We start from the raw sequence: 12,917 nt of genomic DNA on the forward strand, positions 1-12,917 counted from the left end.
TATTGATTATTTTATTGATTATTATTGCTTTTGACTGCTTCTACTTCTTTATTCCTTCTCAATTTCGGAATAGATTCTGGAAAGTCCCTGTAGAGTAGAGTAACCTTTTCTTGTAATAATATAGTCTCCCCGCTCATTTCTCTGTAAAACCATGCCTGTTTCAAGCAATTTCTGAAGGTGAAAGAGCAGATTTCCGCCGCGCAGACCTGTGAGCTTGGAAAGTTCTGAAAATGTTTTGCTTTCCCCTGAAAGCGCTTTGAGCATCAGGAGACGCTGTCGGTTTGCTACCGGCTCACAGACCTCAGTGACCAGTTTTTCAGGCTCAATTCCGCTAATATCTATTTTTTTATCTTCTTCCCTGTCTTCATAAATCTGAAGCGAACGCATGAGCTTGACCTGTTTTTCAAAAAGATTCGTAGCTTCCGAAAAACATTTGCTGCAATTGGGGCTTTTTGCTTCCTTTTTTAACTCTTCCAGTCTATTCCGGTATAGTTTTATGGTTTCAGCTTCTACTTTGCCTCTCCCAACAAGCTCTGCGGTTTCTTGAAAGAGTTCCCGAAAAGCTTTTTCACAAAATTCTCTCATTCCACATTCTGCTGTCATCCGGGTATGCATCCTCTCACTTGCATCCTCACAAAGGTAGTCTACCATGGGCTTCATGAAGCTCTTTCTCATTTCCCCAATAATCCCTTCAATATGCTGCTGGTTTGCCCGCTGCAAAAACCGTGAGAAGTCATTTCGCAGGGATGTTACTTCCTCCTTAATAGAGTGTAGTTCCTCTCTGCAATAAATTTCGGAATTTTCGTTAGCTGTCTCCATTTTTCATTTGCCTCGGAAACTTATTAGAAACTGAAATATAAGCAATTAAAATTCTTTTAGTTAAAGTTTGTTGTATCAGGGCCAACAATTATCGTTGATCAGAATACTGTTAATTAAAGGCCCTGTTAAATATATTTACTACAGCTGGAATTGAAGAACTTATTAATCTTATTCGTTAAGAATGATATTGAAGGGATTATTCAATGGTTATTAAAGGTTGTTAATTTAAGGTCATTTTTCTATACATTCTAATTTTTGTATACAATTATGACGCTCAGGTATATAAAGATGCACAACCTCCCTAATCTCGGTGATAAATCGTGGAATTACAGGATATAAACAACTTCGTACAGACAGCAAATGAAGATCAACTCAAAGCCTTTGGATTCCTCGGGCAGTGGATGGCGGAAAACACCCCTAAATACTGTACCTGTGCCTCCAAGTGCTCCCAGAACTGTGAACTTGTAAAGGCACTCGGTGGAGCACTCCAGGCGGCCGGACAGAAGCTTCAGGGACAGTAAACAGGATAAATAGATAATAGCGCAGAATCTTATCCATCTCTGCGCCTTTTTATTTTTTATTCTTCATTTTCCGGTTTGTTTCAGGCGTTTAAGGTAAAACCTGTTTTTGCATCAGGTTTTCAAAGAACCCGCTATAAGGAACAGAAGATTACAACCTACTTATAACTCAAGTGATATATTTTAATTCAGAATATGAGAAAAGGTGAATTCAATATGGACTCCACAAGTTCAGATTTGGAAAAATTCTGGGACGCAAAAACTTTTGCAATAATTACTGATCGCACAAAGCCAGCCATGAAATGGGCTGCCACCGAACTCAAAAACCGTGGCAAGAACGTCTATCTTGTAGACCTTTCCGGAAAATCTGATCCCGATTCCTTGAAAGATGTCTCCTCTCTCCCTTCAGGCATAGACCGTGCAGTTATCGGAATAACAAAAACCGAGCCCGGGGATCTAATTCCTCTTCTCATGGAAAAAGGCGCAAACAAAATCTGGCTCCACTGGACAACCGAAACCGATAAAGCTATAGAAACCTGCCAGAAATTGAAACTTGAATGCATGACCGGACATTGTCCTATGATGTACCTCGGAAGCGGCTTCAGTATACATGGGATACACAGAACGATTGCGAAAATGATAGGAAAGTATTGAAAAACTGTCTATTTAACTCCTGGCCAGAGATATTTATCATTTAAGTGTCGGATCCTTTTTCTTTACTCTTTGAATTCATCTCCGCCAGCTTCTCTCCATTTTCTCATACAGGCCCAGTAAATTATTCCTTGTGATCTTGAAATAGGGATGATCCGGTCCATATTCTTTTTCAATTATATCGAGGGCTTTTTCGTAGAGTTCAATTGCGGTTTCATATTCGCCCATGCTTTCATGGAGGCCTGCGAGGTTGTTCAGGGTTGTGCCGACATCGGGATGAGACGAGCCGAGGGTTGTTTCGTAGATCTTGAGAGCACGGGTGTAGAGAGGAAGGGCTTTTTTGTGCTGACCGAGGATCCTGTACAATTCACCCAGATTATTTAAGGTCTTGGCAACATCAGGGCTATCAGGGCCAATGACGCGTTCCCGGATTTCAAGAGCTCGCTTATAGAGTTCCAGGGCCTTTTCGTGGCGACCCTTTTGGACATAGACTCCTGCGAGATTGTTAAGGGTCGTCGCAAAACCTATGTGTTCGGTTTTTCCGAATTTTTCCATGATTTCCAGAGATCTTGTATAGAGGATCATGGCTTTTTCATACCTTGTAGTCTGGAAATAGAGAAGAGCAAGGTTGTTCAGGGTCTGGGCCACCTGCGGGTGTTCAGGGCCATACACCTTATCCTGAAGCTCTAAAGCCTGCCCGTACCTGTTCTCAGCATCGTCAAGCTTGCCCATCTCCGATAGCAGGACGCCCAGGTTATTCAGGGTTCCGGCTCTATACCCCATAACCACACGGTTTTCCGGCTCCTGCTCCTGAAGCTTTTCAAGCAGTTCGAGAGCCTGCCTGAAGCAATCTTCAGACATCTCGGGTTTTTCCAACTCTTTATAAAAAAAAGCCATCCTGTTCAGGGTTCTTACAGCGCCGAGATTTTTTGGGCTCAGGAATTGTTTCTGGATCTCAAGTGCCTGCTTATAGAATGAAAGGGCTTCTTCGCCCTGCTCTATCAGAGAATAAAGAATGCCAAGCTCACTGAGTGTATCCCCGGTTTCAGATCTGGGCTGGTCGGGAAGATTTTCACGGATTTTCAAGGCCCTTGAAAAAAGCCTGAGTGCTTCTTCGTAATTTCCAAGATAGCGGTAAATTCCTGCAAGCCCATTCATTACAGATGCGGTTTCTGGACTATCAGGACCAAGTTTCTTTTCCACAATACCTAGCAATTCTTCGTACAGATGTAAGAGCACTTTCCAGGACCCGGATCTATAGAAAGGTTCGGCTTTAATTATAAACCAGCTTACCAATTCCTCAGGCTCAAAAGCCTCCTTTGCGTGAATAAAAGCTTCCTGTAAGGCAATCTCATCTTCAGGGGTGATAAGTTCCGGATCCAGATCTTTCAGCCGCTGCTCGTATCTTTCAAGCAGAGCTCTGTGGTTTTTCGCTTTTATTTCCACTTCTTTTTCCACTTCATTTTCTGGATTCTTATCTTTAGTTTCAATAGAGTTATTTTCGGCAGAAACTTCTTCTTTTCCTGAGTCTTTCTCGAAATCAGTCATAGTTCACCCCTTCTGAATGAAAAGCAGTATAATAGACCTCTTTATCTGGAAATCTAATTATTTCAACTCTAAATATCCCAGAACGCTTCTATATTAAATAAGCTTGTTCAATAGATATTTTACCAAAGTTTTTCTAATTCATGCTTAAAATTTATAACAGCTGACAAACAATAAGCTTCCGGGAGTTGGAAAAACCAAGATAATCAGAAAATAAAAACATCAGGATATCCGAAAAATAATAAGTCAAAATACCTAGGAAAGTAAGAAAGTCAAAGATCCGGAAAATAAAAAGTCAAACTATCCGGAAAGAGAATAACTACAGGGGATGGCTGAGTTTTTTCTCTTACCAGACAGTGCTGTTTTTCAGAGTTGCCAGGATGTTTGTGAACTTGTTACTGAATCTGCAATCTCCAAAATCTGGAGAACTCAAAATATTCTTCTTTATTTCCTGCAACCCGATCAGGAGATTTATATCGTCGCTGTATTCAAATCCTCCATCGGAAGCAGTGATGTTTTCGGCAAGGATGTCAAGAAGCTTCGGGTCAAGTTCATTTGTAATGTATGTATCCAGAATCAGAAGATCTGAAATTCTCTTATAGAAGTCGATGAGCTCCTGGTAACCGGGTATCGCATAGGCTCTTGCCATCTGTTTTTGCCTGTTCAAGTAAATCAGGTAACGGGAGATTGTGCTTATAACTTTCTCGGTAATCTCTTTTTTAGGGAACGCGATTGGGAACCTTTTCAGCATTTGTGAATTAAGTTTGCCTCTGCTCTGTACTCCTTCACGGCTCCAGATTTCAGGAAAAGCCCTTGCTATAGAAGAGTTGAGTACAGCAGTAACATAGAGATAGAGTGTGGGATCTCCAAGAACGACGCCAACTCCGTTTGCAAAAACATGCTTTCCGGTAGGATCGTACGAAGCCTGCAGGCGAGAGTTGTTGGTAACAATGATTTTAGGCGTGTTTATATACCGCAGGAAACTTTCGTTTTCGAAACGGTAATCAGCAGAGACAAATTCCTGTTTTTCGCTCTCAGACTGTTGTTTAATTTCCGTTAGCTGCTTATAAGCTATAGGGAACCTTGCTTTCAGTTCCTCGGGCTGAAATATCCTGTATTCTTTCCTTATATTATTGTCGAGAATTTCATAAGGCAGCATAAGCTGGTACTGAGTAGACTGAACTGCAAATTCATTCGAAATAGAGTCGTCTACATAGGGGTACATGAGTTCCTTTTCCATACCTACCTGCTCTATGCCCGCACTTGTGTGGGAGTCTCTGCAGACGTAGGATGCATCTATGCAGTTCTCGCTTGAAAGGCCAGCTTTTTGCAAAAAATCATTTGTTGGGGACACACCTTCAAAAACTTCTATTGAGATGTCTTCCAGGGTTCTAGGGATTTTGCTCAGCCTTTCTACAATATAGTCCTTACTCCAGAACATATATTTCACTTCTTTTTTATATATATAGGGAATTCTGGGTAATATGATTTCTTTGTTGTTGGTTGGATTCTCAAAAATTCGTTTTTGATTTCGAGGCACCTGATTTTTAACTCCTCAGAATCTCCACATTAGACTTGAATATACCTCTTAATATAATAATTTATTCATAATAACGGTTAACAATTTAAATAGAGTTTACTCAGTCAGAAAGAAAAATGAGGGTTATCGCCATTGGATCAAATTTTTCTTGCCGGAAAATACAGGTTCTTTAGAATTAATAGGATAATTCAAGGTTTACAAACCAGAGAAGACTTTCAATGTCATTCTTGCATTTTCCAGCATATTATGGTCATTATTGAAATAAATGTAAGTTTTTTCAGGCCTGGATTCACGGATTTTCCTGAGAGTTTCGCTAATTTCTACCTGAGAATAATCGTAACTGTACCATCTGTCCCTTCCGTGCATCCTCATATACACAGTTTTTCCGGGGAAAATTCGGTTCCTATAGTCTGGCGAGTCTATGGATACCAGGATGATTTTCTTCATAAGCTCTGAGCATGCCTCCTCATTTCCGAGCAACTCTTTATTCCTGATCTCCAGGGCGAACCTTTTCCCAAGCTTTGTGGCTTCTGCAAACCTGAGTACCCTTCCGACATCATCGAACTTTGGAGGCACCTGAAAAAGATAAAAATCAATTAGATGATCCATGGGTTTGAAGAGTTCAAGGAAATTTTCCAGAATTTCCAGGGAACTTTCACTGAGCTGGTGCCAGTGAGTTATGGATCTGTGTACCTTTATGCTCCATCGGAGTCCCGTTCCTTTTCTGTTCCAGCCTTCAACCTGGTCAGGTGAAGGAAATCTATAAAAACTGGCATTGAGTTCGACACTGTTCAGTCCGGAATTCTGGATAAACCAGTCAAGATTTTTCTTTTTATTCCAATCATAATACCAGCCGCTTGTACCCACAAATGCCTCCATATAGTCCCCTTTTGTATATCGGTCTGATGGCAGATCTATTTTTGGTTTACCCGAATTATAAGAGAAGAACTTGATAACAGGGTCTTATCAGCTAAGAGAAGAGGAAAAGGAAATTGAAACTGGAGTTCTCGTGAATTTATTTAACCTGAGAGAATTATAACTCATTAGAAATCTTAAATTAAGTTTTCAATTTTATTTTTTAAATTTGATATTTTTATATAATATCATGTCAATGCCTTTTTACTCCTTTATGCAAAAACTAGACTTAAAGGAACATATCGCTTAACTGATTTCATGCACAGGCAAGGGGGAAAGCCTGTAGATAATATAAAAAGTAATTCGAAGGATGAAAACGGAAGCCGTGGAGATCATTAAATTTAGCGAACAGCTTACCTGTATAAGTCCACCGGTATAAACAGTTGATTGGTATGTACCGAATTTAATTGGGGGTTAGTACGTGAACGGAAAAGAGTGTAATCTATCATTAGATGAACTTCTGAAGTTTGATGGGGTAATGGCAGCAGGGATTTTCAATCCAGAGGGAAAGCTTGTGGAATACAAATCCAAGGATGAAATGCCAAAAGAAATGGCCGAGATGACCGCCAAATTCTGCGGAGCCGTAAATCTGATGTTTGATGCATTGTCCAGTGCTTACACGCAGCTCTACAAGATGAACTGGGTACCTCAGCAAAACTGGATGTACAGCGGCGGTGACTGGACCGTCATGATTTCGGGAACGAGAGGGGTTTTTGTTGAGAGGTCAAAGGCGGATTTAAAGAAGCTTTTCACAGCCCTGGGAATGTGTTAACCCTCAGAAATCTGCCTGGTCAGCCCGTACCAGTAATTGGATCAAGTAATTATTTCACTTTATCAGGCAGGTCTGCCCTCTATCAAGGGCAATTTGCCGGAGATTTATCTGTACCCTTTCTTAATAGCCTGCCTGCAGTTTGCATTCAGCCTGAACTCAAACCTAAAATTAGGGTGCACCTTTTTAGCAGTACTGCTAAAAATTAAATTTATATCGTTGTTTTATTATAGCATTACTTACATAATTACAAATGGTCCATAGGGTCGAGTCCCGATGTATAAAGAAGACGTACAAAGAAGATATGTAACTTAAATAAATATGTAATTTAAATAAGTAGTAACTTGACTAAGGTAACTTAACTAAGTAAATTGATTAAATAGGTAATCACTTAAATGAGTACAGAACTAAACTACATTAAATTTGGACCAGGCCTTATGGATCACTTAAAAATCTGAAAGGCTTCTTAGCATACGATTTTAGATAACCTTCGATTTTTGATAACCCCTTTGGTAATTATTTTAATAACCATTCTGATGGTTTATAGCACTTTTCTCATCTTTGATTCCAATCACTGACTCTTATTCTTCCCGCTGACTCTTATTCTTCCTCTGTGTTTACATTACTGCTATCCGGTTTATTCTTTAGTATATAAGGTATTGAGAATTTAAGTTCAACCGAATCCCTGTAAAGCGTGTTGTATGTGCAGAAAGGAATTATCCTACCATCTGGTGTAGAATAATGAACTCCGCATTTTTTGATCCTTTCAAGATCTATATTATAGAGATCCTGAAAGTGCATTACTCCTATAAACAGGGCGTTTCTATGGAAACGAGCTGTGTTTTCTTTATCCCCTGATTTAAGTACATCGAGAATCATGCGAGTTATATTTATCGATTTTGGTTCCCTGCTTTCATCAATATATCCTGGTATTTCCCTTATGACCTTTGCAATAGTTAGGACTCGGCTTCCTTTCCCATTTATCCCGGAGGTTATTTTCTCTAAGAACTCAAAAAAGCCATCAACATTAATAAAATTTGTAATCGGGATAAAATGTCCTTCTTCAAAGAACAGATAAGTTCCAGCCCCGCAGTGCTGATGGACTGTAAACTCCGGGAACGGAACTTTCTTCACGGCTGATAAAAAACGGCTTATGGGAACCACAGAAGGAACAGGATACCAAGCATTACAGGGGATTTCTCCATTTGTTTGTTCTTCTACAAGCTTCAGCACATCGGGTATAGTAATCCTTTGCTCCTCTCGCTGGGACTGGTCAACTCTTCCTGTAAATGCAATAGGCTGGAAATTTACTCCTTTTATAATGTCAGGATATTCGGCTGCAAAACGGAGGATGTCTCCGACCTGAGAATCGTTTATACCTTTTACAATAGTCGGCACAAGCACAATGCTATCCGGTCCAAAATCCCTACAGTTCTCAATGGCTTTTTTCTTTAAAGGAAAGGCGTTAAAACCCCGAGTTCTGATATATGGATCTGGAGTAGTTCCGTCAAAAGAAAGATAAATAGTCTGCAGCCCGGCGTCTTTAAGCCTTTTACAGTATTTGGGACTTTTTGCAAGGCGAATTCCATTACTAGCAATCTGAATCTGCAAGAAACCCAGCTCTTCTGCCAGTTCGATGATCTCAGGAAGGTCGTTCCTTATTGTTGGTTCTCCACCTGAAAACTGAATGGCGGGGCAGGGAACGGGTCTTTCTTTTCTGAGCGTTTCCATCATCTTCCGGATTTCCTCAAAGTCAGGCTCATAGATAGCGCCTTTCTCTCTTGCGTTTGCAAAACAGATTGGGCATGCAAGGTTACATCTATTGGTGACATCAATATTTGCAAGCAAAGTTCCAGTTTCATGAGCAGGGCAGAGCCCGCAATTAAAAGGACAATTTGTAGAATTGTCAGTCTGGAAACATGAAACTCCTGCTCCAACATATGAATAATTTTCGAACTTTCTGTAAAGTTCAGCATCTGACCAGTATATGTCCCTGAAGTTTCCATGCTCGGAACAGTTTTTTTCAATAATTATTTTTCCATTTTCCTCAAAAATTGAGGCCGTAATTATTTTTTTGCATTCAGGGCAAATAGATTTTGTTGATCTCATGCTCTTACCTGACTTTAACTAATAAGTCTGATAGTGACGCACGGATTCTCGATTACCAGAGCAGGTTTTGAGAATTTTTCCTTTAATCAATTATTTTATAGTGTTCACTGTGAAATTTTTGATTTCGTAAAGGCCTGCTTATTAAAAGTCTTACAGGCTTTCGTTACAAAAAAGCCTGAAAAGATATGAGCTTCGCATATAACCTGAGTTTCCGTGCATTTATTGAATAAAAGTTTTCCCCACTTAAAGCTCAATAAAACAATGCTACGAACCATGATAAGAAACGCAGTGGAAAAACGCGATTCTTAATACTTCCTCCATCCATGATTTCATAAGATTGTTTATTATATATTCCCATTTAATAAATAAAGCTTTAATATTATTTAAATTAACTGAATAAGAAGTAAAAATAACGAAAAAAGTTAAAATTCTTTGTCTCATCCTTTAAATTATATTATCAAAGGATCAGATTGCAGATTCCTATTTTAATGTTATCATTATCGATGGTACTTCTTATTGCGAGAAAGAACCCTTATCCACTCAGAATGAAACAAAACACAGAATTAACAAAAGAATCTAGATCATTCTGTCCGAGCTTACAGATTGATATAATAACGTTTATGGCAAATACTAAGAACTTTATTAGTAGATATCTTCCCTGAATTTTATCCTGAATTCTGTCCCTTCTCCTCTTATAAGCTCAATACTACCTTCTATCTGGTCTACAAGTATACTTACAAGCTGAAACCCGAGAGAGGAGGTATGCCTGAAATCTATGTTATATGGAATTCCCACTCCGTTGTCCGAGACAACCAGCAAGAACTCAGAGCTTTCGCGCCTGCCGGTATCTCTATCCTCACCCATGATTTTTTTGTCCTCTATCTTATGGAGCTTAATCTGGATTTCTCCTTTTCGTCCTGCAGGAAAAGCATGTTTTAATGAGTTGGATACAAGTTCATTAATGATAATTCCCAATGGAATTCCGGTGTCCATTCCAAGAAAAATGCTTTCTATGTCCAGTTTTAAGTGAATATCCTGATTGCCTACCAGATATGATCTGAAAAGTTCATTTGCAAGTTTCTGGAGGTACGCTTTAAAATCAAAGGTTTCAAAATTCCCGATTCCACCAGTTTTATACAGCTCTTCATGAATTAGAGACATCGATATAACCCGGTTCTGGCTGTCTTGAAAAGATTCCCTTACCTTCTTGTCACTGAAATGCTCGGCCTGGAGGCTCAGGAGGGAGGAGATTACCTGCAAATTATTCTTGATGCGGTGATGAATTTCTTTTTTGCGAATTTCCTCCATCTGGAGAAGCGCATTCTCGGCTTTTTTATGCTCGGTTATGTCCAAGATGATGCCCTGAAGATGGATTTCCCCATTCTCATCGCGCTGGATAACCGTCCTTTCGTCAACCCAGCGGATCTCCCCCGATTTTGTGAAAATCCTATATTCCGAGGTATAATCCGAGTAGCCGGCTTCAACATACATATTAAGCTCGTCAGCTACTTTTTCCAGATCTTCGGGATACACGATATCTCTATAAAGAAGCCCTTTTGAGGTAAAATCCTTCACCTCATACCCCAATCTGGTAACATTCTCAGAAACAAATTCAATCGGCCAGCCCTCCTCATATTTCCATAAAAAAACGATTACAGGACTACTATTAATTACCATTTCCAGCTCCTCTTTACGTTTATTAGACCGCTCAAGTTCAGCTGCATAGTCGGTAAGGGCCTGCTCGGCTTTTTTACGTTCGGTAATATCAAGCATCACACCGACTATCCCGATTATCTCTCCTGATATATTGCTGTAAGTAGCCCTGTGGACAAGAAAATCCCTTTCATTTCCATCTATGGCGGACCTGACTTTCAATTCGTGAGATATGCTTTTGCCTTCCTCAAGAAGTAGCCTGTCATAAAAAGTAGAGATTTCGATAGCTTTTGAAAACTGATCCCTGAACTCAAGCATCGAGTGTCCTATTACTCTTTCTTTGGGAAAGCCAAGTATATGGGCAAACATTTCGTTGCAGCCCTGATAGATTCCCTCGAGATTTCTGTAAAATACCGGAGAAGGTATGGCATCAAGGAAGGTCTCCAGAAAATACACATTGTTCTGAAGGTCTTTCTCTACCCGCTTACGCCCTGAGATCTCCTCAATAAGCCTTTCATTTGTTCTTACAAGTTCGGAAGTCCTTTCTTTAACAAGCTCCTCAAGTCTTTCCTTATACTGGCGCAATTCTTCTTCAGCACGTCTCCGCTCGATTACTTCAGAAATAAGGAAAGCTACCGAGCTAAGGAAATACGTGTCATCTGTAGTAAATCTTCTCGGTTTTTTTGAGTGAACACTCAATACCCCAAAGGGTTTTTCTATTTTGCCTATAACAACACTTACTCCACTGGCTATATCGTGCTCTTTCAGGAGAGTTGGAGCCTCAAATCGTTCTTCCTTTTTGAAATCTCTTACGATTACCGGGATTTTTGAAAATAAAGTGTACCCTGCCTGGTATTTATTACTCCCATTGATAATGGCTTCTCCTACAAGACCCGGCTTCCAGCCTGTTCCTGCCCTGAGCAGGAAATTTCCATCAGGTAGATATTCAAGGATATTACTATATTCGATATCAAGAGATTTTGCAGTCAGATTTGCACTTTCATCCATGAAAGCTTGCAGGCTTTCACGCCTGAGAGCTATTCTTCCCATCTGGTTTAATGCATCATACTGTTTCTCTTTGATCCGAAGTTTTTCTTTTAGTTTATCATAATCAGTTATGTTAAATCCATAGACTTCCACCTGTTTATCTTCTTCGAGAGGGTAAAATGAGGCCAGATAAATTCTTTTTCCAACCTTGATTTGTATTTTTTCGGGATACTTTCGGGAAATTACTCTTTTTGAAAGGTTTCCAATGGATATAGGTACTTTCTCCCCTACTCTTATGTTCCATTCATGAAGGAAGAGCTCACCTGCCTTATTCGAATAAATAACTCTTTCATCACCATTGATCCTCAGTACAGGATCAGGATTCTGAGAAACAAATCTCTCCACTTTTATTCTCCCTCATCTTCTCTTCAGACTTTACCCATTTAAGTCTCATGTTCTGGAGATAAGAATTAAAAAGAAATACCTGGATTTCAAACCGCCTGACTTCTAAAACCCCAAACTCTGAAGCCAGGCATTGTCCTGTTTGTTAATGAGGCAAATTAATAATGATTGTAACTCTTATGTAACTCCTATTTGCTCCCTACCTCTATCCCTTTTCTCTGCTTCTATAGATTTTCCTCTGACTCCGTGGATATATCTTTGGTCTATATTATCTCTTATAGCATATTATCTTGATTTTCTTTTCTTCAAAAACCATGCAAACTATAATAAGTACTACAGCAGGAAAAATATTTAAACAGTTTCCTGAAATCAAAAAACAGCTATGGATTGGTGGAAATGTGAAGTGATGCGGATATATTGGAACTGTATGAGATAGAACGCTTTAGATAATTAATATGTAACAGAATGATGATTTGACAGAAAAACAATTTGACCGAAAAATGATTTGACCGAAAAATGATTTGACCGAAAAACAATTTGACAGAAAAACAATTTGACAGAAAAACAATTTGACAGAAAAATGATTTGACAGAAAAATGATTTCAGTCATCTCCAAAAAAATAGTAGCCCTGTTAAAAGGCTACTTTCAGGTTTTCTGTATCCTGTAACTCAAAACTTAACTTCAATCCTGTTTCCTTTTCCTGAAGACTACAAACAGAGCTGCAAGAGCTATGAATGTAATTCCTGTTCCAAGCTGGTATCCCGGAAGCTTCTTTTCAGCAGGCAAGACTTCAGTGTTTATTTTAACACTATCGGAAATTTGGTCGTGACCTTCTGTATCTTCATAGAGGACTTCGCTGTTTAATGAGTAAGGTTTCGGGGTTGCGGTCTCGTCAACATCCATATCGAAGACTGCTACAGCACTTTCTCCAGGTTTCAGGTTTCCGAGGTAAGCCTGGTCATCAGTTGTGCTGAAGGGGTCGCTTGCACTGACTCTTACAGTTGCATC

The 12,917-nt window shown here is 39.5% G+C and carries 10 protein-coding genes; 3 read left to right on the plus strand and 7 right to left on the minus strand.

The window, feature by feature from the left end; all coding sequences use genetic code 11:
- Positions 1–48: 48 nt before the first annotated feature.
- Positions 49–819, minus strand: a complete 771-nt coding sequence (locus BP861_RS06295; RefSeq protein ID WP_292373600.1) for a winged helix-turn-helix domain-containing protein — start codon at positions 817–819, stop codon at positions 49–51.
- Between the two features lie 320 nt (positions 820–1,139).
- Here BP861_RS06295 and BP861_RS06300 point away from each other — a divergent pair, with 320 nt between their 5' ends.
- Together BP861_RS06300 and BP861_RS06305 are read left to right on the plus strand one after the other, a co-directional pair.
- Positions 1,140–1,340 (plus strand): hypothetical protein, encoded by a 201-nt coding sequence (locus tag BP861_RS06300; protein ID WP_292373602.1) that lies wholly within the window; start codon positions 1,140–1,142, stop codon positions 1,338–1,340.
- A 213-nt stretch (positions 1,341–1,553) separates the two neighbouring features.
- Complete coding sequence (locus BP861_RS06305; protein WP_292373604.1) at positions 1,554–1,991, plus strand: CoA-binding protein; 438 nt, start codon at positions 1,554–1,556, stop codon at positions 1,989–1,991.
- A 75-nt stretch (positions 1,992–2,066) separates the two neighbouring features.
- On the opposite strand, the gene BP861_RS06310 is transcribed toward BP861_RS06305, so the two are convergent.
- The 3 genes from BP861_RS06310 to BP861_RS06320 all read right to left on the minus strand — a co-directional run bounded on the left by BP861_RS06310 (position 2,067) and on the right by BP861_RS06320 (position 5,952).
- The gene (locus BP861_RS06310) at positions 2,067–3,536 is read right to left on the minus strand and encodes a tetratricopeptide repeat protein (protein WP_292373605.1); all 1,470 of its coding nucleotides are present in this window, start codon (positions 3,534–3,536) and stop codon (positions 2,067–2,069) included.
- A gap of 343 nt (positions 3,537–3,879) precedes the next feature.
- Entirely contained in the window at positions 3,880–4,974 is a 1,095-nt protein-coding gene (locus BP861_RS06315; RefSeq protein ID WP_292373606.1) for a hypothetical protein, read from the minus strand.
- A 294-nt stretch (positions 4,975–5,268) separates the two neighbouring features.
- Positions 5,269–5,952: a DUF72 domain-containing protein gene (locus tag BP861_RS06320; RefSeq protein ID WP_292373607.1), complete on the minus strand. Its 684-nt coding sequence runs from the start codon at positions 5,950–5,952 to the stop codon at positions 5,269–5,271.
- 457 nt (positions 5,953–6,409) lie between these two features.
- On the opposite strand from BP861_RS06320, the gene BP861_RS06325 reads away from it, so the two are divergent.
- Complete coding sequence (locus BP861_RS06325) at positions 6,410–6,760, plus strand: DUF2173 family protein (protein WP_292373609.1); 351 nt, start codon at positions 6,410–6,412, stop codon at positions 6,758–6,760.
- 597 nt (positions 6,761–7,357) lie between these two features.
- On the opposite strand, the gene tes is transcribed toward BP861_RS06325, so the two are convergent.
- The 3 genes from tes to BP861_RS06340 all read right to left on the minus strand — a co-directional run.
- On the minus strand, positions 7,358–8,866 hold the full coding sequence (gene tes, locus BP861_RS06330) for a tetraether lipid synthase Tes (protein ID WP_292373611.1): 1,509 nt from the start codon (positions 8,864–8,866) through the stop codon (positions 7,358–7,360).
- A gap of 642 nt (positions 8,867–9,508) precedes the next feature.
- The gene (locus BP861_RS06335; protein WP_292373612.1) at positions 9,509–11,911 is read right to left on the minus strand and encodes a histidine kinase dimerization/phosphoacceptor domain -containing protein; all 2,403 of its coding nucleotides are present in this window, start codon (positions 11,909–11,911) and stop codon (positions 9,509–9,511) included.
- Positions 11,912–12,590: 679 nt separating this feature from the next.
- A partial coding sequence (locus tag BP861_RS06340; RefSeq protein WP_394339163.1) for a COG1361 S-layer family protein occupies positions 12,591–12,917 on the minus strand: 327 nt, incomplete at its 5' end.

The sequence above is a fragment of the Methanosarcina sp. UBA411 genome (assembly GCF_002495725.1).
GTDB lineage: Archaea > Halobacteriota > Methanosarcinia > Methanosarcinales > Methanosarcinaceae > Methanosarcina.